Origin of the sequence: Halomarina salina, assembly GCF_023074835.1 — an archaeon.
Lineage (GTDB): Archaea > Halobacteriota > Halobacteria > Halobacteriales > Haloarculaceae > Halomarina > Halomarina salina.
In genome coordinates, this window is record NZ_JALLGW010000001.1 from 466,787 (window position 1) to 493,428 (window position 26,642).

At 69.2% G+C, this 26,642-nt stretch carries 29 protein-coding genes; 13 read left to right on the plus strand and 16 right to left on the minus strand.

Features of this window, described 5'->3' with window-relative positions; translation table 11 throughout:
- Window position 1: 1 nt before the first annotated feature.
- From MX571_RS02400 to MX571_RS02420, 5 genes are all read right to left on the minus strand, one after another.
- A complete protein-coding gene (locus MX571_RS02400; protein ID WP_247413999.1) occupies window positions 2–1,093 on the minus strand; it encodes a DUF7972 family membrane protein in 1,092 nt (363 codons plus the stop codon).
- Window positions 1,090–1,320 (minus strand): DUF4177 domain-containing protein, encoded by a 231-nt coding sequence (locus MX571_RS02405; RefSeq protein WP_247414000.1) that lies wholly within the window; start codon window positions 1,318–1,320, stop codon window positions 1,090–1,092. Before MX571_RS02405 ends, MX571_RS02400 begins: the two co-directional genes overlap by 4 nt.
- 118 nt (window positions 1,321–1,438) lie before the next feature.
- Complete coding sequence (locus MX571_RS02410; protein WP_247414001.1) at window positions 1,439–1,891, minus strand: ferritin-like domain-containing protein; 453 nt, start codon at window positions 1,889–1,891, stop codon at window positions 1,439–1,441.
- A gap of 576 nt (window positions 1,892–2,467) precedes the next feature.
- Complete coding sequence (locus MX571_RS02415) at window positions 2,468–2,719, minus strand: HalOD1 output domain-containing protein (protein ID WP_247414002.1); 252 nt, start codon at window positions 2,717–2,719, stop codon at window positions 2,468–2,470.
- A 256-nt stretch (window positions 2,720–2,975) separates the two neighbouring features.
- Window positions 2,976–4,448: an RtcB family protein gene (locus MX571_RS02420; RefSeq protein ID WP_247414003.1), complete on the minus strand. Its 1,473-nt coding sequence runs from the start codon at window positions 4,446–4,448 to the stop codon at window positions 2,976–2,978.
- 166 nt (window positions 4,449–4,614) lie between these two features.
- On the opposite strand from MX571_RS02420, the gene MX571_RS02425 reads away from it, so the two are divergent.
- From MX571_RS02425 to MX571_RS02450, 6 genes are all read left to right on the plus strand, one after another.
- Window positions 4,615–5,400, plus strand: a complete 786-nt coding sequence (locus tag MX571_RS02425; protein WP_247414004.1) for a 2-phosphosulfolactate phosphatase — start codon at window positions 4,615–4,617, stop codon at window positions 5,398–5,400.
- 291 nt (window positions 5,401–5,691) lie between these two features.
- A complete protein-coding gene (gene hflX / locus MX571_RS02430) occupies window positions 5,692–6,996 on the plus strand; it encodes a GTPase HflX (protein ID WP_247414005.1) in 1,305 nt (434 codons plus the stop codon).
- Between the two features lie 173 nt (window positions 6,997–7,169).
- The gene (locus MX571_RS02435) at window positions 7,170–7,622 is read left to right on the plus strand and encodes a 6-pyruvoyl trahydropterin synthase family protein (RefSeq protein WP_247414006.1); all 453 of its coding nucleotides are present in this window, start codon (window positions 7,170–7,172) and stop codon (window positions 7,620–7,622) included.
- 3 nt (window positions 7,623–7,625) lie between these two features.
- Window positions 7,626–8,477 carry a 7-carboxy-7-deazaguanine synthase QueE gene (locus MX571_RS02440; protein WP_247414007.1) on the plus strand — a complete coding sequence of 284 codons (852 nt, stop codon included), beginning with the start codon at window positions 7,626–7,628 and terminating at the stop codon, window positions 8,475–8,477.
- A gap of 54 nt (window positions 8,478–8,531) precedes the next feature.
- A complete protein-coding gene (queC, locus tag MX571_RS02445) occupies window positions 8,532–9,329 on the plus strand; it encodes a 7-cyano-7-deazaguanine synthase QueC (RefSeq protein WP_282594450.1) in 798 nt (265 codons plus the stop codon).
- Between the two features lie 101 nt (window positions 9,330–9,430).
- The gene (locus tag MX571_RS02450; RefSeq protein WP_247414008.1) at window positions 9,431–11,179 is read left to right on the plus strand and encodes a MutS-related protein; all 1,749 of its coding nucleotides are present in this window, start codon (window positions 9,431–9,433) and stop codon (window positions 11,177–11,179) included.
- A gap of 28 nt (window positions 11,180–11,207) precedes the next feature.
- Here the strand turns inward: MX571_RS02450 and MX571_RS02455 are convergent, their stop codons facing one another.
- From MX571_RS02455 to MX571_RS02475, 5 genes are all read right to left on the minus strand, one after another.
- Window positions 11,208–12,194, minus strand: coding sequence for an mRNA 3'-end processing factor (locus MX571_RS02455; protein ID WP_247414009.1), 987 nt, complete (start codon window positions 12,192–12,194; stop codon window positions 11,208–11,210).
- 236 nt (window positions 12,195–12,430) lie between these two features.
- Window positions 12,431–14,269, minus strand: coding sequence for an ATP-dependent DNA ligase (locus tag MX571_RS02460; RefSeq protein WP_247414010.1), 1,839 nt, complete (start codon window positions 14,267–14,269; stop codon window positions 12,431–12,433).
- 65 nt (window positions 14,270–14,334) lie between these two features.
- Window positions 14,335–14,724 carry a DUF7522 family protein gene (locus MX571_RS02465; protein ID WP_247414011.1) on the minus strand — a complete coding sequence of 130 codons (390 nt, stop codon included), beginning with the start codon at window positions 14,722–14,724 and terminating at the stop codon, window positions 14,335–14,337.
- A 70-nt stretch (window positions 14,725–14,794) separates the two neighbouring features.
- The gene (locus MX571_RS02470; RefSeq protein ID WP_247414012.1) at window positions 14,795–16,054 is read right to left on the minus strand and encodes an MFS transporter; all 1,260 of its coding nucleotides are present in this window, start codon (window positions 16,052–16,054) and stop codon (window positions 14,795–14,797) included.
- A gap of 185 nt (window positions 16,055–16,239) precedes the next feature.
- Window positions 16,240–16,551 (minus strand): EthD family reductase, encoded by a 312-nt coding sequence (locus tag MX571_RS02475; RefSeq protein ID WP_247414013.1) that lies wholly within the window; start codon window positions 16,549–16,551, stop codon window positions 16,240–16,242.
- 118 nt (window positions 16,552–16,669) lie between these two features.
- Between MX571_RS02475 and MX571_RS02480 the strand changes: the two genes are divergently transcribed.
- Both MX571_RS02480 and ubaA read left to right on the plus strand, forming a co-directional pair.
- Entirely contained in the window at window positions 16,670–17,218 is a 549-nt protein-coding gene (locus tag MX571_RS02480; protein WP_247414014.1) for a twin-arginine translocation signal domain-containing protein, read from the plus strand.
- Window positions 17,219–17,318: 100 nt separating this feature from the next.
- Window positions 17,319–18,140 (plus strand): SAMP-activating enzyme E1, encoded by an 822-nt coding sequence (gene ubaA / locus MX571_RS02485; RefSeq protein WP_247414015.1) that lies wholly within the window; start codon window positions 17,319–17,321, stop codon window positions 18,138–18,140.
- Between the two features lies 1 nt (window position 18,141).
- Here the strand turns inward: ubaA and MX571_RS02490 are convergent, their stop codons facing one another.
- From MX571_RS02490 to MX571_RS02500, 3 genes are read right to left on the minus strand one after another with little or no spacing between them, the layout of a single operon-like run.
- Window positions 18,142–18,879 carry a hypothetical protein gene (locus MX571_RS02490; protein WP_247414016.1) on the minus strand — a complete coding sequence of 246 codons (738 nt, stop codon included), beginning with the start codon at window positions 18,877–18,879 and terminating at the stop codon, window positions 18,142–18,144.
- A 30-nt stretch (window positions 18,880–18,909) separates the two neighbouring features.
- On the minus strand, window positions 18,910–19,341 hold the full coding sequence (locus tag MX571_RS02495; RefSeq protein WP_247414017.1) for a desampylase: 432 nt from the start codon (window positions 19,339–19,341) through the stop codon (window positions 18,910–18,912).
- An 8-nt stretch (window positions 19,342–19,349) separates the two neighbouring features.
- Window positions 19,350–20,282, minus strand: a complete 933-nt coding sequence (locus MX571_RS02500; RefSeq protein WP_247414018.1) for an ABC transporter substrate-binding protein — start codon at window positions 20,280–20,282, stop codon at window positions 19,350–19,352.
- 330 nt (window positions 20,283–20,612) lie between these two features.
- Here MX571_RS02500 and MX571_RS02505 point away from each other — a divergent pair, with 330 nt between their 5' ends.
- Both MX571_RS02505 and MX571_RS02510 read left to right on the plus strand, forming a co-directional pair.
- Window positions 20,613–20,966 (plus strand): YkvA family protein, encoded by a 354-nt coding sequence (locus tag MX571_RS02505; RefSeq protein WP_247414019.1) that lies wholly within the window; start codon window positions 20,613–20,615, stop codon window positions 20,964–20,966.
- A 142-nt stretch (window positions 20,967–21,108) separates the two neighbouring features.
- Window positions 21,109–21,654, plus strand: coding sequence for a DUF6663 family protein (locus tag MX571_RS02510; protein ID WP_247414020.1), 546 nt, complete (start codon window positions 21,109–21,111; stop codon window positions 21,652–21,654).
- A gap of 62 nt (window positions 21,655–21,716) precedes the next feature.
- On the opposite strand, the gene MX571_RS02515 is transcribed toward MX571_RS02510, so the two are convergent.
- The gene (locus tag MX571_RS02515) at window positions 21,717–22,361 is read right to left on the minus strand and encodes a rubrerythrin family protein (protein WP_247414021.1); all 645 of its coding nucleotides are present in this window, start codon (window positions 22,359–22,361) and stop codon (window positions 21,717–21,719) included.
- Between the two features lie 204 nt (window positions 22,362–22,565).
- On the opposite strand from MX571_RS02515, the gene MX571_RS02520 reads away from it, so the two are divergent.
- Both MX571_RS02520 and MX571_RS02525 read left to right on the plus strand, forming a co-directional pair.
- Window positions 22,566–23,723 (plus strand): MBL fold metallo-hydrolase, encoded by a 1,158-nt coding sequence (locus MX571_RS02520; protein WP_247414022.1) that lies wholly within the window; start codon window positions 22,566–22,568, stop codon window positions 23,721–23,723.
- Window positions 23,720–24,184 carry a DUF7988 family protein gene (locus MX571_RS02525; RefSeq protein ID WP_247414023.1) on the plus strand — a complete coding sequence of 155 codons (465 nt, stop codon included), beginning with the start codon at window positions 23,720–23,722 and terminating at the stop codon, window positions 24,182–24,184. Before MX571_RS02520 ends, MX571_RS02525 begins: the two co-directional genes overlap by 4 nt.
- Before the next feature lie 202 nt (window positions 24,185–24,386).
- On the opposite strand, the gene MX571_RS02530 is transcribed toward MX571_RS02525, so the two are convergent.
- Both MX571_RS02530 and bcp read right to left on the minus strand, forming a co-directional pair.
- Window positions 24,387–25,121, minus strand: coding sequence for an SDR family oxidoreductase (locus tag MX571_RS02530; RefSeq protein ID WP_247414024.1), 735 nt, complete (start codon window positions 25,119–25,121; stop codon window positions 24,387–24,389).
- A gap of 60 nt (window positions 25,122–25,181) precedes the next feature.
- Window positions 25,182–25,628, minus strand: a complete 447-nt coding sequence (bcp, locus tag MX571_RS02535) for a thioredoxin-dependent thiol peroxidase (protein WP_247418411.1) — start codon at window positions 25,626–25,628, stop codon at window positions 25,182–25,184.
- 159 nt (window positions 25,629–25,787) lie between these two features.
- On the opposite strand from bcp, the gene MX571_RS02540 reads away from it, so the two are divergent.
- On the plus strand, window positions 25,788–26,549 hold the full coding sequence (locus MX571_RS02540) for an SDR family NAD(P)-dependent oxidoreductase (protein WP_247414025.1): 762 nt from the start codon (window positions 25,788–25,790) through the stop codon (window positions 26,547–26,549).
- The last annotated feature ends 93 nt before the right edge of the window (window positions 26,550–26,642 follow it).

Here is a 26,642-nt window from a genome sequence, read left to right on the forward strand (position 1 = left end):
ACTACCGCTGTGAGTCCCGGAGGATGAGCGGTTCGATGGCGAGCGTGCGCTTGGCGATGGTGACGATGCGCAGGACGTACGACGTGAACAGCAGGAACGGAATCAGCGTCACCGTGAACGCCCCGCCGACGAGCAACGTCATGTGCGACACGCCGAACAGCGTCCCCGAGGCCGTCCCCGCGTCGACGACGGTGAGCATCACCGCCGAGACGACCAGTGCCGGTATCGCCGCGTAGAGAATCATCTGCGAGAGGGTGACGAGCGCCCACTCGAAGTACAGCGTCTTCACGTGCTCCCGTGCCGGGCCGAACAGCGAGAGGGCGGTCTTCAGGTCGTCGAGCAGTTCGCGCTCGCGGTCGCCGAGGTCCTCGTCGTGGTCGTACGCGAGGCGCTCGACCTGGAATATCTTCCAGCCGTAGTTGTAGTTGAGCGCCGCGAACAGCACGTCGAAGGTGCCGAACGTCGCGCCGTCGAGCTGGTCGCGGACGGTCTCGGAGTTGCCGACGACGCTGTCGGTGAACTCCTGGACCTCCCACTGGAGCTGCTCGCTCTCGATACCGCTGAACCCGTCCCGGACCGCCTTCGCCCGCTTCTCGGCCACGTCGACGAGTTCACGCAGGAACGCCGACGGGTCGGACGGACTCGGGGCACCGATCAACTCCTCGGCGTAGTCCCGGAAGTCCATCGCGTTCTCCATGCGGCCGCGCTGTTCGCCCAGCGGCCCGTTCTCCTGGGAGAGCACGAGCTGGCCGATGGTGACGACCAGCGTGACGCCGGTGATGACGGCGCTGAGCATCGTCGAGAACATCGTCTCGATGGTGTCGCCGGAGGTGAGCTGTGGCACCAGCGGCGGCGGGAGGAGGGTGACGGCGGCCACGAAGGCGACGAACACGAGCACCGCCAGCACGCCGGTCACGACGAGCCGGTTCGTGGCGAGCAGCAGTCGAATCTTGATGCGACTCTCGCCGGCCCGGTCGCGCATCGTGTTGGCCGTACTGACGTCGACGTCCGTGTCCACGTTCGACTCGTCGACGTCGATGTTCGTCGTGTCGTCCGACTCGTCGACGTCAGACTCGTCGCTGCCCACGCTCATATCGCGTCGTCGTCGGCTGCGTCGGCCGCCTCCGACGAACTGGTAGGGCGTTCGAACACCAGGAACTTCGTCCCGCCGCCGGTGTAGTCGATGGTCTCGACGAGTCGCCAGCCGTCGGCGGCGTACTCGTTGAGTTCGCTCTTCGGGTCCTGGGACTCCTTCTTCGTCTCACCCCGGGGAACCCGGAGGGTCTCGTACTCCCACTGCGTGTCTGCGGGGTCTGCCATTGCAGACGAGGAGACAGCCCACGGGCTATAGGTGATTGCCTGCTCACGCTCTGTGGCCGGGGAGAGAACGAGACGAGGAGCGACCGGTTGGGCGTCCCGCCTCCCGCCCGTCGCCCCGTTAGCTGTACTCGCGGCGGTAGCTCTTGAACTCGGCGCGGTGGGACTCCTCGTCGGTGAGGATGGTCACCGCGAGGTCCTCCGTCACCGGGTCGTCGGCCTCCTCCGCGGCCGTGATGAGCGAGCGGTAGGTGTCGATGGCGTCGTTCTCGGCCTCGATGACGCCGTCGATGACAGACAGGAGGTCACCGGGGTCCTCCGGCGGCTGGAGCGACTCCTGGTGGGGCTCGAACTCCATCGACGCGGGCGGACGGGCGTCGAGCTGCTTCAGTCGCTCGCCGATCATCTGCGCGTGCTGGAGTTCCTCCTCCGTCGCGTCCCGTCGGAGGCCCTGCTTGACCTCCTGGGCGCGGACGCCGTCGAGCACGATGCTGTTCGTCAGGTAGTTCATGACGGTCTCCATCTCGTCGCTGTACGCCTTTCGGAGCAGGTCGATGATCTCGTCGTTGGTCATGGTAGGTACCGTGTCCGAACGTCGGTGCGCGGTGGTGCGCCGATGACGACGACCAGCGACCGACGTCGAGCGTCGGTAGGGTCGCCGGACGCTTAGTTGTGTAGCCGTCGTCTGATACCGCGCCGCACGCTCCACAGTAGCCACCGCCGCACCGCCGAGTCGATATACTCATAGGGGTGTACTCCTGTCAGTCGCTGGGGCGCTTACGCCCCGACGTGAAGCCCGAGCCCCCACTGGGGGCTTCCCTCGACCCTGCCAGCGGCCGCTGTCCGTCTCGCGGTCCTCGAAGAAGCCCCCCAGCAGGCACGCTGGCCTCGCTGGCGGGTCAAAATCACCGAAACACGGTCAGCGTACTGCGCTGCGCTCGTGGACGAATTACCGACGTGAAGCCCTGTCCACGGAGTCCGGTCGACATTCCGACGTGTCTGGGTGAGTGTCGGCCACTCCGACCACTGACGGGGTGTCAGTGCACTCGCCGTGTCGACGTACCGGCGGTACCGACGAGTCTGTTCGTGGCATCTCTCGCCAGGGTGAAGTAACTATGGTCGGTGACGGCCGGCATCACTGGACGACAGGTCAGTTCGCCGGGGCCGTCACCAGCGCGGCGTCGTCGGCGACCGACACCTCCCCGTCGCGAACAGTGATGCGATACCCCCACGCGGAGAACGTGACCTGGAGCGGCGTCGACGCGTCTGAGAGCCGTTCGAGCGCATCGACGTCTATCTCCTCGGCTAACGGTGGCGAGAGTGAGAGCGGGTCTACCTCCTCCGCCTCGGCGACGGCTACGACAATTCGGGTACTGATGGCGAGTTCGTCACGCTCCGACATATGTCTCTCACCAGTGCCCTCCTCTCTCTTAGCCGCTACGGCCACGTGTCTTTGAATTCAAAGCAATTGCGTAAATATTCGCCACAATATCCACGACTGTAGTACAATTCGAAATATACTCGCCGATAGCAGCGCGAAGCAGAAACAATCGTCCAGTTACGACAGTCAACGAGCGCTGTCGAACTCGGCCGGGATACCATCGCCACCGGGAGACAGTCGGGGCCGCGAGAGACCCCCACGTCCGGGAGACACGTCGCTACTCGGTCGCCTTCAGGTTGTGGACGACGTCGAGTCGTTCCTCGACGCTCGCCGTCGGACCGATGGCGTCGGCGATGGCCGCCGCCGACTTGTACGCCATCGGCGCTTCGTCGAGCACGGACTCTACCACCGACTCGGAGTAGACGCCGTCCATCGCGTCCGCGAACTGCTCCAGCGAACCCTCCCGGTGGGCCTGGCGACGACTCATCGTCCGACCAGCGCCGTGGGGAGCCGTCTGGTGCCACTCCTCGTTACCCTTGCCGCGAGCGACGACCGACCCGTCGGCCATGTTGAACGGGACGACGAGTCGCTGGCCGTCGCGGGCGGGCGTCGCTCCCTTTCGAATCGTCAGGTCCCTGAAGTCGATGTAGTTGTGGATGGACTGGAAGCGCTCGACCGGGTCGACGGCCAGCGCCGCACAGACGGCCTCCGACATCAGTTCGCGGTTCCAGCGGGCGTACTGCTGGGCGAACAGCATGTCGACGTAGTAGCCGTGGGCCTCGCGGCCGTCCAGCCAGTCGAGGTCCGTGTTGCGGTCGGCCTCGTCGGCGGCGTCCTCCGAAGGCTGCTCGGGGCGGAGGGCCGACAGCGCCTCGAACGCGTGTTCGATGGCCTTCCCGTCGAACTCCTCGCGGACCTTCCCCTTGCGGATGTGGGACTCGCCCATCCCGCCGGTCACCCACGCGTAGAGGTCCTGGTCCGAGACGGCGTCCGGGTCGAACTTCAGGTACTCGCGGTAGTCGCTCGGGATGGCCTCCCGGATGGCGGCGGTGTTGCGCCGCTCGCTCGCCCGTTCCTGCCAGAACTGCGCGACGGCGAGGCCGAGGTAGCGCGACCCGCTGTGGACGACCAGCCAGTAGTCGCCCGACTCGCGGCCGCGCGCGAACTCGACGAAGTGGTTCCCGCCGCCGAGCGTCCCCGCCGACTGGATGACGTGACTCATCCCCGGATTCCGCCCGGCGAGGACGCGCGTACACAGCGCCTCGAAGTAGTCGCCGTCGTAGCCGTCGAAGTCGAACTCCAGCGGGTCGACGCGCTGGCCGAACCGCTCCTCGTAGGCCGCGTCGAACGTCTCGAACACCTCGTTCGCCCGCTCGAACGGGAACTCGTCGACGAGGTGGACCGAGTCGTCGTAGTCGTGAGTCGAGCGGCCCATCGGAACCGCGTCGCGGACCGCGCGCTCTCGCTCCTCGTCCGCCAGCGGCAGGTCGTCGCCGAGGTTCGTCGCACACATCCCACAGCCGACGTCGACGCCGACCACGTTCGGCACGACGCGGTCGGGCAGCGGCATCGAGAACCCGATGGGCGCGCCGGCGCCCCAGTGGGTGTCGGGCATGACCCGGACGGGTTCGGTGAACGCCGGGTGGTCGACGAGTTCCTGAATCTGGTCGAGCGCGCTCCGCTCGACGAGCGACTCGTCCTCGACCAGCACGCGGGCGTCGGTGTACCTTCCTGACAGCTCTATCGCCATTCGCTCTGGGAAGGTCCGGCCGACGACGGTATCAGCGTACCGATGCCAGCGACGGGTCGGAGGGCCGGAGCGCGGCGAGCGCGGCCGTGAACGGGGAGAACGTTGCTATAGAGGAACAGTATCATCTATAGCGCCGTTTATGCCGGTCGGACCCCGAGGGGTCGGCGTGCAACGGCACGACCAGCCCCTCACCCACCGGACGGCGACCGAACCGCTCGACCCGGGCGTCATCACGCTCCCGGCGACCGACGTCGGGCGAGCGGCCGACTGGCAGTTCTACGAGACCTACCAGGCGCTCCCGGAGCGAGACGAACAGGACGCGGGGACGTACGTCGTCGTGGACACCATCAACTTCTCGACCACCATCTCGTGGCTCCTCGACCGTGGCGTCGGCGCGGTGACGCCGCTTCGCGACGAGGCCGCTGCCGAGGCCTTCGCCGACCGGACGCCCGAGGCGCTCGTCGGCGGTGACTACACGCACGACGACCCGGGCCGGGGGGACCTCAAGAACTCGCCGAGCGACTGCGCCGAGGCCGACCGTGACTGGGCCGACACCCACGTCGGCCTCCAGTCCATCAACGGTGCGAACGCGGTGTGCGCCGTCCGCGAGGACGCCGACTGCGTCGTCGCCTCGCCGGTCAACGCCGAGGCCGTCGCCCGGTGGCTGGACGGCGACGACGAGCCCATCCACTTCGTCGCCGCCGGGACCCGCGGCACCCAGGCCGTCGAGGACACGTTCGGCATCTACCGCGTCGTCGACCACCTGCTCGGGGCCTCATCGACGGTGACCGACGCCCTGGACCTCCGTATGCTCGACCACGTCTACGCCACCTCCTCGCACCTCAACAACCCGCCCGACCTCCACCCCGACCAGCACGTCATCCGCGCGTTCGACTCGCTCGACGTGGTGCCCGTCCGCGACGAGTCGGGCCGACTGGTCGACGCCTCCTGAGCGGGCGAAGTGGGGACCGCAGGTCGCATTCCCGGACCGTGTCACCCTTACCCACACCCCGGTAACGCTGAAGTGCGCTCGGTCGCACGACCGAGACGAATGGAGACCTCTTCCTCGTCCCGCTGAGGGGACGACGCGCGGGCGCGTCCCGGACAGCACCGACCGTCCGTCCAGCGGCGGCACCGACTCCACGCTGGCGGCGGGTATCGCGCTTCGAGCGAGCACTGGGTCGCCCACAGTGGTCCAACGTTCCCGTGGGCGTCGGTCCACGGTGCGGCGACCCGACTTCGCATGCAATCAGGACAGACACGGGGCGGGACCGCGGTCGTCGCGGCCCGCCGCACCGACGAAGCACCGGACACGACCGAGATTCGGCGACTCGCCGACGCCGCTGAGTACGAGGTGGTCGCCGAGCGCACGCAACGCCGCGCCGAGGACGCGGGCTACGGCGTGGGGCGCGGCAAGGCCGCAGCTATCGCCGACCTCGTCGCCGACCGCGACGCGGACGCCGTCGTCTACGACGGCGCGCTCACGCCCGGCCAGTACGGGAACTGGGCCGAACTCCTGCCGCCGGGGACCGACCTGCTCGACCGGTACCGTCTCGTACTCGGCATCTTCGCCGAGGGGGCGGCCGACCGCGCGGCGCAGTTGCAGGTCGAACTGGCGACGCTCCGCTACCGACTGCCGAGACTCCGACAGGTGACCGAGGAGTCGCTGCTCAACCAGGCGACCGAGAAGGGGTCGGTCGTGCTCGACGTGGAGGCGCGCATCGACCGCCTCCACACCGAGCTACGGGCGGTCAGCGACCGCGACGCCAGACGGCGCGAGGAGCGCCGCGAGCAGGGGTTCGACCCGGTCGCCATCGCGGGGTACACCAACGCCGGGAAGTCGACGCTGCTCCACCGCCTCGCCGACGACCTCTCGGTGGCCGACCTCGGGGCGGGTCACGCCGACCTCGACGAGACGGCCGCCGTCGAGGACCGCCTGTTCGAGACGCTGGAGACCACCACGCGCAGAGCGACCGTCGACGGCCGACGCGTCCTGCTGACCGACACGGTCGGTCTGGTGGACGCGCTGCCCCACGACCTCGTGGCGTCGTTCAGCGCGACGCTGGACGCCGTCGCGGACGCCGACGTCGGACTGCTCGTCGTCGACGCCAGCGACCCCGTCGGCGAGGTGGCGGAGAGACTCCGCGTCTCGCTGGCGGAACTGGAGGACCCGCGCGGGGACCTGCTGGTCGTGCTCAACAAGCGCGACCTGCTGGACGACGAGGCCCTCGCGGCGCGCCGCGCGGCGGTCGCCGACCTCGACCGCGTCGACGACGTGCTCGCGGTGAGCGCCGTCGAGGGGACGGGTATCGAGACACTGCGAGAGCGCATCCACGACGCGCTCCCGGGCGAGTCGCTCGCCGTCGAACTGCCCAACAGCGGGGAGACCGAGTCGTTCCTCGCGTGGGCGCACGACCACGGCACCGTCGCCGACCTGGAGTACGCCGGGGAGACGGTGACGTTCGCGTTCGAGGCGCGACCGGGAGTGGTCGAGCGCGCACGGGCGCAGGTCGAGGAGTCTGGTGGGACGGTACGGGACAGCGACTGACCTCGCGCCGAACCCCACCTGCATCTGCGTCTGCTGAGCCGACGGGGAACACCGGCGTCTCCCTTTCGTCAGGGACGACGGGTGAACGCCCGAACCGCCCGACCGCAGCTCGGTCGAGGTCGCCGAGCGTCCCGAACCCGAGTAGATAAGTACTCTCGTGGGAACATCCTGGTATGACTGGGGTAACCCTCGGAGAACACGACGCCCTCACCGAGGCCGGGGAGCGCGTCCTGACGGTCGGCGGTGACCGGCCCATCCGCATCAGCGCAGGCCACCGAATCCAGCACCACGACGGGAAGTGCTCGCGGCCACACGGCCACAACTACCGGGTCAGCGTCGAGGTGCGCGGCACGCTCACCGAGGAGGGATGGGTCGTCGACAAGGGCGAGGTCACCGAGATCATCGACGAGTGGGACCACCGGTTCCTCGTCGAGCGCGGAGACCCGCTGGAGGCGGCGTTCGAGGAGTCGGGCGACGCGGACGCGCTGGTCGTCCTCGACCACCCGCCCACGGCCGAGGTGATGGCCGTCGTCCTCGAACGCCGTCTCCTCGACCGACTCCCCGAGAACGTCACCGACGTCTCCGTCGCGGTGGCCGAGACGGGCGAACTCCGCGCGGAGTACTGAACGATGCCCGTCAACGACGATGCGGCGACGCTGGCCGACCCCGACGTCACCGCCGGCGACGACTCTCGCGACGCGGACGACCCGCGCGACACACCCGCCGACACCGCACCCGAGGACATCGACGCCAGCGAGGCGCTCCCCATCAACGAACTGTTCTACTCGCTCCAGGGCGAGGGGACGCTCGTGGGGACGCCGAGCGTGTTCGTCCGCACCAGCGGCTGTAACCTGCGCTGCTGGTTCTGTGATTCCTACCACACCTCGTGGGAACCGACGGGCGCGTGGCTCTCCGTCGACGACATCGTCGAGCGAGTCGAGGAGTTCGACGCCGAGCACGTCGTCCTCACGGGGGGCGAACCGCTGGTCCACGAGGCGAGCGTCGACCTGCTCGACCGCCTCGCCGACCGGGGCTACCACTCCACCGTCGAGACGAACGGCACGGTCTACCGCGACGCGGCCATCGACCTCGCGAGCGTCAGCCCGAAACTCGCCTCCAGTACGCCGACTCCGGAGAACGCACCCGAGGGTGTGGATGCTGGAGCATGGGAGGAGCGCCACGAACAGCGTCGCATCGACCACGACGCGCTGACGCGACTCGTCGAGGAGTACGAGACGCAACTGAAGTTCGTCGTCACCGGTTCCGACGACATGCCCGAGATAGCAGCGCTGGTCGACGACCTCCGGGAGCGTGCGAGCGTCCCGATTCCGGACCACCGGGTGCTCCTGATGCCCGAGGGCGTCACCCGCGAGCAGGTCGACGAGACCCGGACGGAGGTGGCCGACCTCGCGATGGAGCACGGCTACCGCTACACGCCGCGCCTGCACGTCGACCTCTGGAACGACGCGCCGGGCACCTGAGCCGACGGCAGGACGAACAGCACCCACTCGAAACTACACCACCCGCACACCACGATGACCGACGACCACGATTCGACCGACAGCACCGAGACGACGACCGACGCGACCGCGACACCGGACGGTGGCGAGCGACCGCTCGCCGTGGTTCTCGTCTCCGGCGGGATGGACTCGGCGACGGCCGTCGCGGAGGCCATCGACCGGGGGTACGACCCGCTGTTCCTCCACACGTCGTACGGCCAGCGCACCGAGAACCGCGAGGCCGAGTGCGCCCGCCTGCTCGCCGAGGAGTTCGACGCCGTGGACACGCTCCACGTCGAGACGGACCACCTCGCGCGCATCGGCGCGTCGTCGCTCACCGACGACGCGATGGACGTGGACGACGCGGAGCTAGGCGGCGAGGACGGCGACAGCGAGACCGACGACGAGGACGAGGAGGAGATACCCAACACCTACGTCCCGTTCCGGAACGCGAACCTGCTGTCGATGGCCGTCTCCTACGCCGAGGCCCAGGAGGCGGAGGCGGTGTTCGTCGGCGCGCACTCCGAGGACTACGCGGGCTACCCCGACTGCCGCCCCGAGTTCTTCGAGGCGTTCGAGCGGGTCGTCGAGGTGGGTACTCGCCCCGAGACGCTGATTTCTGTAGAAGCGCCGTTCGTCGAGTGGTCGAAGACCGACATCGTCGAGCGCGGTACCGAGCTAGACGTCCCGTTCGAGCACACCTGGTCGTGCTACCGCGACGAACAACCGGCCTGTGGGACCTGCGACTCGTGTGCCTATCGCCTCCAAGCCTTCCAGCAGGCGGGCGAGCGCGACCCCATCGAGTACGCCGAGCGACCGAACTACGTCGACTGAGTCGGGGAGCGAACGCGACACCACTCCACGACCGTTCTCCTCGGACCTGACACCGAGCCGAAGTCCGTGCGGTTAAGCCACGCCGCCCGCCATCCCCGACAATGCGACTGGAGGACTACTGGGGCGTGGGGCCGAAGACCGCCACGTTGCTACGCGAGGAACTGGGCGAGGAGGCGGCCATCCGGGCCATCGAGGCCGCGGACGGTCGGACGCTCGTCACCGCGGGCCTGCCGAGCGGTCGGGCCACGCGCATCCTCCGACGCGTCAGGGGCGGCGACGGGATGGACCTGCTCGCGACGCGGGACGCCCGGTCGGTCTACCGGGACCTCGTCTCGCTGGCCGAGTCCTACGCCGTGACGACCTACGCCGCCGACCGCATCCGCGTCCTGACGCCGCTCCGAAGCCGCGAGGCCGTCGAGGAGCGGCTCGACGACGTGACCGCCGCCGTCGACTCCTGGCGAGCGCTGGACGACGAGACGCGCGAGGCGGTCGTCGCGGCGTTCGAGGCCCACGACGACCGGGCCGGGCGTGCGGCGGCCGTCGAGACGGCGCTGGCGCTCCGCGAGACGGGCGTCTCCGAGGGCATCTTCGCGCCGCTGGCCGACCTCGACGGTGAGACGCTCCGGGAGGCCGCGACGGCGCTCCGCGCACTGGAAGCGGAGGGGGTCGGCGAGGGCGGCGACGAGGAACTGGACCGCCTGCGCGAGGCGCTCGGGCAGGTCGAGGACATGGCCGCCGACGCCTCCAGCGTCGCCGAGTCGGTGCAGTCGTCGGCCCGCGACCCCAGCGAGTTCCGCGACGCGATGCTCCGCGAGGTGACCGGCGAGACGAGCGTCGAACGCGCGGCGGTCCGGGACGCGATGCCCGACGACGCCATCGACACCACCGCGTTCGTCACCGAGACGCTGCGGACGCTCGCCGCGGACCTCCGAGAGCAGGTCGAAGAGCGCGAGCGGTCGGTCCGCGAGTCGCTGGAGGAGCGCGTCGAGGAGGGCGGCGACGCCGTCGAGGTGGCCGTCGAGACGGTCGACGACGTGGCGCTGGAGGTGTCGCTCGCGCGGTTCGCCGTCGCGTTCGACCTCCGCCCGCCGACGCTCGTCGAGGGCGACGCGCTGGCGATGCGCGGCGCGCGCAACCTCGACCTGCTGGCGGCCGACGGACGCGTCCAGCCGGTCGACTACGCCGTCGGCGACCACTCGCTCGGCGGCGACGCACCCTCGGGCGACCGCGTGGCGGTCCTGACGGGGGCGAACTCCGGCGGGAAGACGACGCTGCTGGAGACGCTCTGCCAGGTCGCGCTGCTCGCGCACATGGGCCTGCCCGTCCCGGCCGAGGAGTGTGAAGTCGGGTTGGTCGACTCGCTCGTCTTCCACCGCCGCCACGCCTCGTTCAACGCGGGCGTCCTCGAATCGACGCTCCGCTCCGTCGTGCCGCCGCTGACCACCGAGGGTCGGACGCTGATGCTCGTCGACGAGTTCGAGGCCATCACCGAACCGGGCAGCGCCGCCGACCTGCTCCACGGCCTCGTCACGCTCACCGTCGAACGCGACGCCCTCGGCGCGTACGTCACCCACCTCGCGGAGGACCTCGAACCGCTCCCGGAGGTGGCTCGCGTCGACGGCATCTTCGCCGAGGGGCTGACGCCCGACCTCGAACTCGAAGTGGACTACCAGCCGCGGTTCGGCACCGTCGGGCGCTCGACGCCGGAGTTCATCGTCTCCCGCCTCGTCGCCGAGGCCGGCGACACCAGCGAGCGGATGGGGTTCGAGACGCTCGCCTCGGCGGTCGGGCAGGAGGTCGTCCAGCGCACGCTCGCGGACGTGCGGTGGTCGGGCGAGGAGTCGGACTGAGCCGGTGAGGAGAACGACCGACTGACCCTCAGAAGTCGCCGAGCGACGTCTGGTTGCGCTTCAGCGCCTGTGCCTCGTAGCCCAGCGAGACGCAGTGGTCCGCGAACTCCTCGGCGAAGCCGTGCTGGGTGTACACCGTCTCGGGGTCGACCTGCTCGACCACCTCGACGAGTTCCGAGAAGTCGCAGTGGTCCGAGAGCACGAACGTCTCGTCGTAGCCCCCGCGGAACTTGAACGAGGAGTTCGTCGCCCACCCGGAGAAGCCCACCTTCGTCGCACCGGTCTCCTCGACGATGTGGTCGACGAACGTCAGCTTGCTCGTCTGCGAGGGGAGGACGAGCACGTCGTCCTCGCCGAGTTCGGTGTCCTCCCGGTAGCGCCGAGCGCCGTAGTCGACGCGCTCGACGGACTCGATGGTCTCGTTGACGCGCTCGGTCGCCTCGGTGACGTAGGGGCGCGTCCGCGAGGAGCGCTCGACGAGCAACTGGAGCCCCTGCGCCCGCCCCAGCGTGTAGCCGAATAGGAGCAGCGGTCCCTCGGTGTCGTCGAGGAAGTCGACGATCTCTCGCTCCAGTTCGGCCTGCGGCGCGAACTCGTACTCCGGTCGCCCGTAGGTCGTCTCGACGACCAGCACGTCGGCGTCGGGCGGCGCGAGGCCGTCCATCCCGAACCGTTCGCGCGTCGAGCAGTCGCCGGTGTAGAGTATTCGCCGACCGCTCTCGGGGTCGGTGACGAGCGTCGCCCGAGAGCCGGGGATGTGGCCCGCCGGGGAGAGGTCGACGAACGGGTGGTCCTCGACCGTTCTGGGATGGGGCTCGTCCTCGCGGCGGGCGCGGGCGAGCGCCGCGGTGAGGGCCGAGCAGATCACCTCGTCGGGTGCGTTCCGGTAGAGGTGGTCGCCGTGGGCGTGGCTCAGGACGTTCACGTCGCCGTCGGGGTCGTTCGCGTCGCAGACGACGCGGTCGCCGGAGTCCATCACCAGTTCGACGCCGTCGCGTAACCGGACTGCAGTCACTGTGTTTCGGTACGGGACGCGGCTACCTGAGTGTTCTCGCTAGCATTCGGTGGAGCGTATTTCGAGAGAGTCGCACCTCTGAACGGAGTGGTCTCGACCTCGAAAGCCCCGGGCGTCTCGACTCCCAGGACTCGCTGCGCGCTTCACTCGCTCACTTCGTTCGCTCGTTCCAGTGCTTGCTTCGTCCGGGTACGCCGAGACGGCCGCCCTTTCGGTCCGCCCGAACCTGTCGTCGTCTACTGCTGGTCGAACAGTTCGCCGACTCGCTCGACGGTGTCGGCGTCCTCGGGTGCCAGGTCGTCGCGGATGCGGACGAAGCGGGGGAACCGGAGCGCGTAGCCCGACTCGTACTCCGGGGACTGCTGTATCTCCTCGTACTCGACTTCGAGGACCAGTTCGGGGTCCACGTCGAGGATGCGCCCGTCGCGGTCGGTGACCAGCGGTTCGAGGCGGTCGGTTATCTCCTGGAGTTCCTCGTCGGTGTAGCCGGTGGCGAGGCGGCCGACGACGACGAACGCGTCCGCGTCGGGGTCGTACGCGCCGAGGAACAGGCGGCCGAGCCACTCGCTGCGCCGCCCCTCGCTGTACTGGGCGCGCGGGACGACGAGGTCCAGCGGCTCCATCGTCGGCTTCACCTTCATCATCGCACCGACGCGACGCCCCGGCTGGGAGACCGCGTCGAGGTTCTTCAGCATCAGGCCCTCGTGGCCCGCGTCGAGGGCGTCGGCGTACAGCGACTCGGCGGCGGCGAGGGCGTCGTCCCGTGACTCGCAGTCGGCCAGCGAGCGGTGGGTCGCGCGTTCGAGCGCCAGCGGTTCCGGGTCGAGTAGGTCGTCGAGGCGCGCGAGGCGGTCGCGGAGCGGCGCGTCGAGCAGCGACTCGCCGTCGACGGCGAGGCAGTCGAACAGGTAGACGACCGCCGGAATCTCCTCGGCGAGTTCGGCGATGTCGTACTCCCGCTTGATGCGTCGGGAGAACTCCTGAAAGACGACGGGTCGTTCGGTGTCGGGGTCGTAGCCGACCGCCTCGCCGTCGAGGACGCACGAGTCGGCGGTGACGTGCTCGCGCACGGCGGCCACGACGTCGGGGAACTGCGCGGTGACGTCCTCCAGTCGGCGGGTGAACACCCGCACCTCGTCGCCGTCGACGTGGATCTGGATGCGCGCCCCGTCGTACTTGTGTTCGAGCAGGACGCTCGACAGGTCGGGAGCCACGCTGTCGAGGCCGTCCTCGATGCCCTCGGCCTTCTCCGCGAGCATCGACTTGACGGGGCGGAACAGTTCGATGCCGAGGGCGGCGAGCCCCTCGCGTCCCTCGTCGCGGGCGGTCCGCGCCACGAGCGGGAAGTCGTTGGTCACCTGGTGAGCGCGCTCGACGGCCGCGACGGCCTCGTCGGACGCTGTCGCGTCCGACTGCCCGACCGAGCGTGGCTCGGTGACCTCCTCGGTGCCGAGCGTGTCGCCGTCTGTCGCTCCGTCGAGAAACGCCAGCGCGATCGCGTCGCGGACGGTGCCCTCGCCGATGCCGACACGCATGTGGCCCAGTGCGGTCCGGACGACGTAGCGGGCCGCCTCGGGGTCGGCGTCGCTCACGAGGCTCGCCACGGCGTCTATCCGCCGGTCCTGGCTGCCCGCGCCCTCGTACTCCGCGAGTTCGCGGAGCGTCCGGTGGACCCGGCGGACGCCGAGCGGTTCGGAGAACAGCGTCCGCTGCTGGCTGTTCTCGACGGCCCACGCTGCGGCGTCGCCCAGGTCGCCGGTCGCCTCCCAGCGCTCCTCTATCTCGCCCTCGCTCACCCCGGTCGCCTTCGAGACGGCCCGGAGCGTCAGCGACGAGGAGACGCCCAGTTCGTCGGGTTCCCACGCCGCGAATAGCTTCCCGCGAACGAGCGTCACCAGCACCGAGAGCAGGTCGGCGTCGCTCCCCGTGCTAATATCCGCTGACCCATCGTCTGCGTCCGAAGAGCGTGGCTCCGCGCGCTCCGCGAACAGGTCGGCGAGGATGCGCGTCTTCTCGTTGTTGGAGGCGGTCGCCTCCAGTCGCCGGTAGACGTCGACCAGCGCGGCGTACTCCATCGGAGAGAGATAGGCGCTACCGACGCAAAAGCCCCCGCCCGGCCGAGGCGACTCCACTCCGTTCGCTACTGCTCGACGCCGTTCTCCTGCACCTCACGCAGCACGCCGCGCATCGCCGACGCGACCTCGTTGAACTCCGCGATGGGCATCCTGTCGGTGGTCGCGAACGCCCCCAGTTCGCCCTCGATGGCGCGGACGACGTAGCCGTCGGTGAACGCCCGGACGGTGAACTGGTACTCACCGAGTTCCGACCCGCCGTAGGCCGTCACCGCGTCGAACCAGAGTCGTTCGTTTCCGACGAAGCCCTCGACGTCGGCCCCGCGTTCGAGGTCAGAGCGGAGGTAGAGCTGCTCGAAGTCGTCGCGGGTGAACGAGACGAGGCTCCGCAGGTCGTCGCCGATGGCTGTTCGGACTGCACTCACCAGCGGCTCTCGAAGGTCGTCGTGGACGGTCATACGCACCGATACGTGCGACGAGGAGATATCCGTGACGCCTGCCACCGAACCCCACGACGCAGCGGCCGCGCTACCACTCCGTCAGCGCGTCGCGACCGTGTGTCCGCGAGAGGACGCCGAGGAACGTCGCCACCGCCGACAGCGCCGCCGCCCCGCCGAGGAAGAACACCCACTCGATACCGACGCCCTCGGTGAGCAGGCCCGCGACGACGGGCGCGACGACGCTCCCCGGTCGCCAGACGAGTTCCCGGATGCCGAAGCTGGAGGCGACGCCGCCGTCGTCGGTCCCCTCGTCGGCGAACAGCGCCATGCTCGACGGCTCCCGGACGGCGTCGGCGACGCCGAGCAACCCGTTGCAGACCACCAGCGGGACGAACGCGGGCGAGAGGTCGCCGAGGAAGGGGAACTCCGTCGGCGCGCCGAGCGCCGTCCCGATGGCGGGCGTGAACGGCACGACCAGCGCCACCAGTCCGTACGCGCCGCCACCGAGGAAGACGAACAGCGCGCGGCCGTAGCGGTCCGACAGCGCGCCGCTGGAGGGCTGGCAGAGCATGTTCGTCAGCTTCTCCGCGACGGCCACCACGCCGACGACGAGGGCGGCGTACCCGAGTCCGCCCTCCGCGACTTCGAGTCCCGCGTAGACGAGCACCCAGCTACGGACGAGCGTGACGGCGACGGCGTACTGCGCCCGGAAGGAGGTGAGCGTCAGCAGTCGCTCGTTGAACGCGAGGTCCGCGAACGGGTTGCCCGCGACGCGGGTCCCGTCGCGCTCGACGAACGCGTAGACGCCGGCGATGGCGACGAGGAGCAACACGACGAGCACGGAGTACACCACGTCGAAGCCGTACTGCTCGTAGAGGAACCCCGCCGTCAGCGCCCCGCCGACGCCCGCCGCGAGTCGGAAGGCGTTGGCCCGACCGATGCGGTTCGCGCGCTCGGCGTCGGGTGCGAGTTCTCCCACCATCGCCAGCGAGAGGATGCCCGTCGTCGTCGCGCCGATACCCTGGAGCGCACGGGCGAGGACGACGTCGACGCTCCCCGCGGCGAACGAGAACGACGCGTACGCGACCACCGAGAGCGCGAGACCGGCCAGCAGGACGGTCCGCTTGTCGTAGCGGTCGCCCGCCCACGCGACGGGGACGACGGTGGCGGTCTGTGCGACGGTGAACCCGGCGTAGAACAGCCCCAGCACGAGTCCGGAGGGGTCGTAGAGGTTGACGTACGTCGGCAGGAGCGTGGCGAGCGTCGCGAAGCCGAACCCGGCCGAGAACCGCGTCAGGTACAGCGCACCGAACTGCAGTCGCTCGCCGACGGCCGACCCCTCGTCCATGAACTCGCTCCGGGAAGCGCCCGAAAGTGCCTTGCGAACCGGAATTTCCCGGCAATCGGCACGGATTCGTGTCCGTGAGTCCCGTTCGCTCGCTCCGAGTTTCCCCGCTCACGGCTCACTTCGCTCGCCGTTCGCGTTCCCGAGGTTCTCGTTCGCTCGCTGCCGCTCGTTCAGTCCGAACCTCCCTACTCCACCACGACGTGCTCTTCGACCACCATCTGGAGCATCTGGTCGCCCGTGAAGTTCGCCAGGTCGCGCGCCGTCTCGCCGCCCTCGTCCGAGTCCATCGCCGCCTCCAGCGCGGCCTCGTCGTCGAAGTACAGCTGCGCGAGCGCGTCGTACTGCGAGCGGTCGGGGTCCGTCGGGAACGAGACGGTGTACCGGCGCAGTCCGGGGAGTTCGCTCGCGACGGGGGCGTGTTCGTCGAGCCAGTAGTCCCGGAACTCCTCGACGGACATCCCGTCGGCCCGCGAGAGCCCGAAAACCAGTTTGTGCATACCCAAACGTCGGCGATGTGCGGTTGTAACGTTTCGGGCCAGCGACAGACGAGAGCCGCCTCGTCCGGCGAACCGATGTCCAGCCATTTGATATGGCCGCCCCGAGAACGCCGAGACAATGAAGTGCGACAGACGGACGTTCGTCAAGGCCAGCGCAGCGGCGGGTGCGGCCGCCGTCGGCGCGGCGGGGGCGGACAGCGTCACCGCGCAGGAGAACGGGAGCGGCAACCAGAGCGGCAACGGCACGACGACGGCCGGGAACGGCACCACGACCGCCGGCAACGCGACGGGGACCGCCACCGGAACGCCCGGCGAGAACGCCACCACGACGGCCGGAAACGGGACACAGACCGGCACGCCAGCGGCCACGACGACGGCCGGCAACGGCACCCAGACGACCACCCAGGCGGGTGGGAACGGTACCGGCGGTAACGGAACTGGCGGTAACGGAACTGGCGGTAACGGTACCGGTGGCGGCGGGAACGCCAGCGGTGGCGAAGGCGGCTCCGGAGCCCCGGACATCGACATGGACTCGCTGACGCTCATCTTCGGAGCGGCAGTGATGGCGGCGCTCTCGCCGCTCATCTTCGCCGCGCTGCTGTTGCTGCGCGGCCGCGGCGGGAGCGACGGGTCGCCACGTGGCGGGAAGCGCTTCGGCGGGAACTGAACCGAGTCGACGCCGGTCGCCCCGACACACCCGCACCGCCCGGTTCCCGCGACACTCGACGCACCCGCGACGTTATACTCGCGGGCACCCACTCGACGGTATGAGCGGTCTGTCGCTCGATTCGGAGCAGTTGGACCGGTACTCGCGGCACATCATCATGGACGAAGTGGGACCCGCGGGCCAGGAGCGACTGCTCGACTCCCGCATCCTCTGTGTCGGAGCCGGCGGCCTCGGCTCGCCCGTCATCCAGTACCTCGCCGCGGCGGGCGTCGGGACGCTCGGCATCGCCGACGACGACGTCGTCGAACGCTCGAACCTCCAGCGTCAGGTCCTCCACGGCGAGAGCGACGTCGGCCGACCGAAGGTCGACTCCGCCGCCGAGTTCGTCGCCGAACAGAACCCGGACGTGACCGTCGAACGCCACGAGACGCGCGTGACGAGCGAGAACGTCGAAAACCTCGTCACCGACTACGACGTGGTCGTCGACGGCTCGGACAACTTCGCGACGCGCTACCTCGTCAACGACGCCTGCACGCTCGCGGGCGTCCCGTTCTCCCACGGAGCCATCCTGAAGTTCGAGGGGCAGGTGACGACGTTCGCCGCCCGCGATGACTCGCCGTGCTACCGCTGCATCTTCCCCGAAGCGCCGCCCGCCGGGAGCGTCCCGAGCTGTGCGGAGGCGGGCGTCCTCGGCGTCCTCCCCGGTACCGTCGGCTGCATCCAGGCCACCGAGGCGGTGAAGCTCGCGCTGGACTACGGCGAACCGCTCGACGGTAGACTCCTGCTGTACGACGCGGCCGACATGACGTTCGACACCGCCGAGATTCGGCGGAACCCGGAGTGTCCGGTCTGCGGTGACGACCCCGATATCGGCTCCGTTCGGGACGTCGAGTACGTGGACACCTGCGCGATAGAAAATTGAATCAGGAGTATTTGAACTGATTCAAATTATCAGCGACATGGCTGGGCAAATTCTCAACAGAAAGCCAGCTCACGAACTTTCCAGCGAGTGAATTTCTCATTTGAGGACGCCATCGTTGGTCAGTCTGTTTCCCATGTCTTCGTGAAGCAATTTCAGCAATTTCATCCGTCAGCGAAACGGATTTGAGGACACATCGGCTCCCGCCACCGCGGAGATCTTTTGCATAGATTGACCATCGAAACCCATCGGTACCGAGCCCGACGAGGAAGCGGCCCTCTTGAGTTCGGAGGTATTTACAGAGTGTATTTTCCTGCAAATATTCCATTATGTTGTCAGATGCGTCTGCAATACCTGCTGCAGGGCGTTCCAGATTGATGGCTTTACTCTCGACAATTGCTATCATCCGGTCGTCTACATTCTCTAATCTGTAATCAGGCCGACGTCGTTCGTCTTTCGTCATTCTCACTGGTTGGCGGATGAATCGGGGGGAATCCGCCGACGTTTCGCAGGAATTGGAGTCTTTGTAACCAAGTTGCGAGAGTATCGGTTGAATAAGAGTGTGTTCTGTAAAATCTTCAGGTGCCTGTCCAACTGAGCCACCCAGGAATTCTTCGCCCTGCAGTAACTCATCAAGACGTTTCGATTCACCTTCTCTGTGAAACAAGGAGACGAAATCTTCCAAGGAGCTAATGAGATTGTCGGCACGGATGCTGTCAGGGTTCAGTCTGGCGGGGTCCATGCTCCAATCATTGATTGTCTCTTTATAAAGTTAGTATATACTGATGTTTTGAATTACGAACCGCTCGCCCGTCCAGCGCCACGCGCCCACCGTCGGGTCCCCGTTCTCCAGCGAGACGATGCAGTAGACGGCGTCGGGCCACGTCGCCTGCGCTTCGTCGGTCGGACTCGGTCCCGCCGGTCCGGTCGGGTGTGAGTGGTAGAAGCCGACCACGTCGTCGCCGTCGTCCTCGATTCGCTGGAGCGCGGCGAACTGTGCCTCCGGGTCGAGTTCGTAGCGCGTCCGAGGGCGCTCGGCGACGTTCGGGACGTGTTCGAGGCGGGTGACGCGCGCCGGGTCGTCGGCGGCATCCCTACTCCCACCGTCCCCGCCGAGGACGCCACAGACCTCCTCGGGTGCGCCGTCGCGAGCGTGGACGACGAGCGACTCGTGGACCCGAGGGTCCAGACGGAGGCTCGGCATCTGCGCGCTCAGTCTCCAGCGGCGGGTTCCGGGTGGACGTCGGCGAGCGACCGGGCGACGTCGTCGGGCGGCGCGTCGAACCGGTCGGGGTGGAGGAGTCCCGCGAGGTGTTCGAGCGTGTCCACCAGTCGCGGACCGGGTCGGTTGACGTAGTGGTGGCCGTCCATCGCGTACGCCCGGCCGTCGCGGACCGCCGGGAGGTCGGCGAACCCCTCGCGGTCGGTCAGGTCGCCGAGGTTGTCGCGGGTCTGGTCCAGACCGAACCCGCACGGCGCGGCGACGAGCACCTCGGGCGCAGCCTCGCGGACCGTCGCCCACTCGCGGGGTGTCGACGCCTCCGCGCTGAGCAGGTACTCGCCGCCCGCGTAGTCGACCAGTTCGGGCGTCCAGTGCCCCGCCGTCATCACGGGGTCCAGCCAGTCGAGGACGGCGACGCCGGGGCGTTCGTCGTCGGACAGTTCGGCGGTCCGTTCGCGCACCGCGTCGACCCGCCCTCGAAGGTCGGCGACCACCTCGTTTGCGCGCGCCTCACGGCCCGTCGCTCGTCCGAGTCGGCGCAGGTCGGAGAACACGTCCTCCAGGCTGTGGGGGTCGAGCGTCAGCACCTCGCAGTCGAGGTCCAGGTCGGCGATGGCGTCGCGGACCACCACCTCGTCGACGGCACAGACGTCGCACAGTCCCTGCGTGACGACGAGGTCCGGGTCGGCCGCGCGGAGTGCGTCGCGGTCGATCTCGTAGACGCCCGCGCCCGACTCCTCGGCCGCCTGCACCTGCGCGTCGATGTCGCCGCTCGACGCGTCGGCGTCGATGCGGGTTCGGTTGACCGTCGGCTTCTCGGCCGCCTCGGGCGGCCAGTCGCACTCGTGGGAGACCGCGACCGGTTCGACGTCGAGCGCGTAGACGAGTTCCGTCGCCGACGGGAGCAACGAGACGACGTTCATGGGTCCGGTAGGAGATTCACGGCCGTAAAGTCGTCCACAACACTCCGTGATAGAGACAGTCATCTAGAGAGAAAGTATTTACCGTCGTGTACGAAACGTCGGAGTATGCAGTCCCTTCAGTCCGCGGAGACCCGGGCCGCGGTCCGCGCTGCGGCCGAAGACGGCGTCAGGGCGTACCTCGCCTCTCGACGCCGCCGACGCGAGCCCTGAGCGTTCCGCCTCTCCAGCACCTCACGGCACCTCCACAGCTAGCGACCCCGCCACCGACCTCCGCCGGGACCGACCGTCGCTGTCTTCACGTCCGTCGAGCGCCTACGAGTAGCGACCGATATGTCCCGACTTCGCCTCGGCGTGCTCCCCGAGGCGTACACCCTCGTCCGCGTCGCGTTCGACGAGCGGACGCCGCGCCGGGCGACGGCGCTCGTCCTCGCCCTCGTCGCGTACCTCCTCGTCCCGCTCGACGTCCTGCCCGACGTAGTACTCGGCGTGGGCTGGCTCGACGACCTGACACTGGGCGTCGTCGTGCACCGGCTCGTCCTCCGGTCGGTCCCCCCCGACGTGGTCGCGGACCACCGCGCCGTCGCCCGCGAGAACGCCGTCACCGCCGGGGCCGTCCTCCTGGTCGCGGTCGTGGCGGCCCTGACCGTCACGCTGCTCGCCGCGTGGCGTCTCGGCGTCGTCTAAGCGAGAGTCGCCCTCTCACACCCGGCACGGCCAGTCTCGGCCACATCTACTCCCGGCCACATCCACCGTCGGCCTCGCCCCCTGCGAGCCCCACTGTCCGCGAACCGACGGACCTTACCTCGCCGACGGGCTAGTCCCGACGATGGACGAGTTTCGCGTCCTCGCGAGTCCGCGAGGGCCGGACGAACGCCTGCTGCTCGACCCCGAGACGGCCGACCCGACGTACGTCCCGGACGACGCGGCCATGGCGAGCGCCGAACCGGGCAACCGCGTTCGGGCGGCGCTCGACTGGACGGACGACGGACCGCGCGTGACGGACCTCGACGTCGTCGATACCACGCGGTTTCGCTTCCGGCGCGACGTGACGCCGCTGTTCGAGGCGGCCGCCGACTGCTGGCAGGAGGCCCACGCGGCCGGCGAGGCGATGAACGTCCGCGTCCTCCGGAACACGGACTCCGACCCCGTCGGCGTCGTCTACGTCTTCGCCGAGCAACGCGGTGCACGCGACTTGTTCGGCGAGTTCGCCGACGGCACGAAACCGCTCGACCCGTTGCTCGACCGCATCGACTCGCAACCACCGTACGACGTGTTCGTCCTCGACCCGGCCGAGCACCGCTGTATCGTCGTCACCGTCGCGTTCGACCCCGAGAGCCGGTTCGCGGGGACGATGCGCGAGACGTACGAGTGAGGAACTGAGACGGTCGGTCGGACGACTCGTCACGCTCACGACAGCGATCGACGACGGCCGGCTCAGCAGACGGGTTTCGGGTCCACGCCCATCCCCTCCAGCGTGTCGGCGTAGGAGTCGTAGGCGCGGTCGATGGTCGCCTCGGCGGCCTCGGCGGCTCGGTCCCAGTCGTCGTCGCTCTCGCAGAGCGCGTCGAGCAGGTCGGTGCCCTCGTCGACCATCTCGTCGGTCTCCGAGCGGAGCTCCCGGAACAGCGCGGCGCTGGACTCGTCGGCGTCGTTGACGAAGAAGTTGATCGTCTGGAGGAGCGACCGCGAGGCGACCATCGGGCGGGCCACCAGCCCCGACGCGACGCGTTCGACCGAACCGTCGAGCGAGCGGAGATAGTCGTGGAGTTCGTCGGTGTCTGGGTCGGAGTCGACGTCGGTGGCTGCGTCGTCGCGGTGCTCGACGATGCGCTCGTAGTGGGCGCGCTCGTCGGCCGCGACGCGCTCGAAGGTCTCCCGCACCTCCTCGGCGGACTCGCTCGCCGCCCACTGGTCGAACGTGTCGGCGGCGCGGGCCTCGGCGCGTGCGGCGGCGGCGAGGACGGACTCGGCGTCGAGCTGTGCGCTGGTCGAGGCGACCAGCGCCTTCTCGCTACCGAGACGGTCGAGTTCGGTCGACTTCTCGTCTTCGAGCGCGGCGGTGAACTCGGCGGGTTCCATACTCCGGCAACACTCGCCACGGGTATGAACCGTTTGGCGGCGGCGGTGGGGGAGCGGTACGATGACGGTGGGAACAGTGGCAGTGACGGTGGGACAGTGGCGGTGGGGGAAACGACGCCGACGACGACGATGAGGGTGAATCACGCGGTCCGTTCGGCGAGTGCCGCCGAGGGGCTTATCCGACCCCCTCGCGTTCCCGCATCCATGACAGGGACCGACGGGGACGACGCGCCGGCGCTGTCGGCCGAGGAGCTACGACGACGACTCGACGGCGGCGATTCGCTCCGAGTCCTCGACGTCAGGAACCGCGAGGAGGTGGAGGCCTGGTCGATACCCGCCTCCGACCGCGTCACCGTCCCGTACATGAAGTTCGTCGCGGCGGGCGCGAGCGACGGCGTGGCTGACCTCGCCGCCGAGAACGGCCTCGACGACGGCACCGAACTGGTCGTCGTCTGCGCGGAGGGGAAGGCGAGCGACGAGGTAGCTGCCCAACTGCGCGAGGTGGGCCTCGACGCCGCGAACCTCGCCGGCGGGATGGAGGGCTGGGCGCGGCTGTACGAGTCGACCGTCGTCGACCACGACCCGCGGGTGGTCCAGTACGTCCGCCCCTCGTCGGGGTGTCTCTCCTACATGGTCGTCAGCGGCGAGGAGGCGGCGGTCGTCGACCCGCTTCGGGCGTTCACCGACCGCTACCACGCCGACGCCCTGGAGGCGGGTGCGAATCTCCGCTACGCGCTCGACACGCACGTCCACGCCGACCACGTCAGCGGCCTCCGGGCGCTCGCCGAGGAGGGCGTCGAGGCGGTGCTGCCGAACGGCGCGACGGAGCGCGGACTGGCCGACCCCGAGCGGTTCACCCTGCTCGACTCGGGGGAGGAACTGACGGTCGGCGACGTCGAACTCGAAGCCATCTCGACGCCCGGCCACACCACCGAGATGACCGCCTACCGCCTCGACCAGACGCTCCTCACCGGCGACGGCGTGTTCACGAAGCGAGTCCCGCGGCCCGACCTGGAGGCGGGCGACGAGGGCGCTGCCGACCACGCTCGCGACCTGTACCGGACGCTCACCGAGCGACTCGGGACCCTCCCCGACCTGGTCCGCATCGCGCCGGGCCACTACGACCCGAGCGACGACGCGGTCGGCACCGACCACGCCCACGTCGCCACGCTGGGCGAGGTGCGGTCACTGCCGGTCTTCGAGATGGACGAGGACGAGTTCGTCGAGTACGTCACCGAGCGAATGGGCGACCGTCCGGCGAACTTCGAGCGCATCGTCGCCATCAACCTCGGGCAGGAGTCCGTGGACGACGACGAGGCGTTCGAACTCGAACTCGGCCCGAACAACTGCGCGGCGGGATGAGCGGCGACGGGTGGGACGGTGGCGACGGGGGAGGCGAGAGCGACGCGAACCACAGTAGCGGCGGTGACGACGCGGCGACCGTCCGCGCGTACCTGCTCCGCGAGCACCGCCCGCTGCTGGCGGCGGTGCTCGACTGCGCCGAGGCGGTCGCGGAGGCGGACGGAACGGCTCTCGGGGACGCGACCGACCGGTTCGAGCGAGCGCTCCGCGACCGCGGCGTCGTCGACGCACTCCCGGACGTGCTGTCGGGAGCCGTCGCCGCCATCGGTGCGTCGCTCCCCGCGGAACCGGTCGCCGCGCCGCCGTACGTCGTCGTCACGAGGAGCGGCCCGGTCGCCCGCGCGACGCTCCCCGAGCGAGGGCGACTCGTCCTCACCGTCGCGGCGTTCGCACGGCGCGACGGGACGTGGGCTCGAACCGCCGAGACACCCGAGGAGGCGCTGACGGTCGAGTTGCGGTAGAGCGGTTCGCTGGCTCTCGTTCGCTCGCTACATTGAAGAGATAGCCACGGTCACCGCTCACTCCGTTCGCGGCTCACGAGAACAGCGCGAGACTCACTTTGCTCGCGGTTTCACCGCTCGCTGTCCGCGGCGCTCCCACCGGTCACGCCGCGCATCGTTCGTCTCGCTGGCTCTCGTTCGTTCGCTCGCTACGCTCGCTCACTCACGAGAACTGGGTGAACTTGTCACGGTTGTACAGGTCTATCTCGGCGGCCATCGACGGCGACTGCCGGGCGGCGTACACGATGGCCTCGGCTATCTCCTCGGGTTCGACCGCCTCGCCGTGGTCGTACCGCTCTTCGAACGTCTCGCCGCCTGCAGAGAACTCCGTGCGGACCGCAGCCGGGTTGACGACGGTGACGGCGACCTCGCCCTCCAGTTGCCCGGCGAGGCTGAGCGCGAACCCGCGCGTCCACCACTTCGAGGCCGCGTAGACCGGGTTGAACGGCCGCGGGTACTGCCCGGCGAAGCTCCCGACGAAGACGCAGGTTCCCCCGGACTCGCGGAGGTGCGGGAGCGCCGCGCGGGTGGCGAAGAACATCCCGTCGACGTTCGTGTCCATCATCGTCCGGTACTCCTCGGTCGTCAGGTCCTCGACGGCCGACCCGCGGGCGAGGCCCGCGTTGTTGACGAGCAGGTCGAGGCGGCCGAACCGCTCGACGGTGGCGTCGACGAGGGCGTCGACCGCGTCCTCGTCGCGCACGTCCGTCGGGACGGTGAGCGTCTCCACGTCGTACTTCGACTCGACGTCCGCGGCCAGTTCGTCGAGGCGCTCCTCGCGTCTGGCGGCGAGGACGACGTGCACGCCTTCGGCGGCCAGCGCGCGTGCCGTGGCCGACCCGATACCCGCGCTCGCTCCGGTGACGATGGCGACCGACCCGTCGATGTCCCGTGTCATGTGCGACCGCTCGGCGCGGAGGAGCGTCGTTCTTTCGGCGCGACCCCCTGCGAGTGCAGCCTACTCCAGTTCGGCGAGGACCTCGTCGGCGTGACCCTCGGGCGAGACGCCCTCGAACACCGCGACTACCTCGCCGTCGCGGACGACGAACGTGTTGCGGAACGTGCCGTCGAAGGTGTTCCCGAACATGTTCTTCTCGCCGTAGGAGTCGTACTGGCTCGCCACCGCGCCGTCGGGGTCCGACAGCAGGGTGAAGGGCAGGTCGTACTTCTCGGCGAACGCCGCGAGGTCCTCGACCGGGTCGTCGCTGACGCCGTAGACGGGGACGCCGCGGTCCTCGAAGGCGTCCCACGAGTCCCGGAAGCCACACGCCTCGGTGGTACAGCCGGGGGTGTCCGCGCGGGGGTAGAAGTAGACGACCGCGGTGCCGTCGTCGTCGAGGGCGACCGTCTCGCCGTGCTGGTCTCGCAGTTCGAACGTGGGCGCGTCGTCGCCGACCGAGAGCATGGTCGGCGGTTCGGCGGCGACGGCAAAGCCCTCCCGGTTACGGCAGTCGAGGGGGCTCACCGTGGTCGCGACCGTGGTGGAGACCGCCTCGCCAGCGTGCCCGACCCGCCGTTCGGCACCGGACTCCGGATTTATACCGGTCCCGCGTGACTCCGAACCATGCGACTCGAAGGCAAGACGACGTTCGTGACTGGCGCTGGGCAGGGTATCGGCGAGGCGACGGCGCTCCGGTTCGCCGAGGAGGGCGCGCACGTCGTCGTCACGGACGTGAACGCGGAGACCGTGGCCGAGACGGCAGACACCATCGAGGCGGCCGGCGGGTCGGCGGAGGCGCACGAACTCGACGTGACCGACGCCGACCGGTTCCACGACCTCGTCGACACGGTCGCCGAGGACCGTGGGCTCGACGTCATCGTCAACAACGCGGGCGTCGGGCACCCGCCAGCCTGGATCGAGGACACCGACCAGGACGTGTTCGAGTTCGTCCTCGACGTCAACGTCCGTGGCGTCTGGAACGGCTGTCACGCCGCCCTGCCGCACATGAAGGAGCAGGGGTCGGGCGCCATCGTCAACGTCGCCTCGCTCGCCGCCATCTTCGGCCTGCCGCGACAGGCCGTCTACTCGCTGACGAAGGGCGCGGTGCTGAACTTCACGCGGGCGGTCTCCTCGGAGGCGGGGCCGATGGGCGTCCGCGCGAACGCGGTCTGTCCGGGGTTCGTCACGACCGACCTCGGCCAGCAGTTCTTCGCGTCCCGCTCGGACCCGGAGGCGGCCCGCGAGCGGATGGAGCAGCGCTACGACCTGCGCCGACTCGGCGAGGCCGAGGAGATAGCCGAACCCATCCTCTTCCTCGCCAGCGACGAGTCCTCGTGGGTGACCGGCCACGGCCTGGTGGTCGACGGCGGGTTCTCCACGTCGTAGACGCACGGGTCGAAGCCGGTGACTCGACGGGTGAGTCGGGGAGGTCCGGTCGTCGATAGTCGCCGGAGACGCTCCGTGACTGCCGTCGAGAGC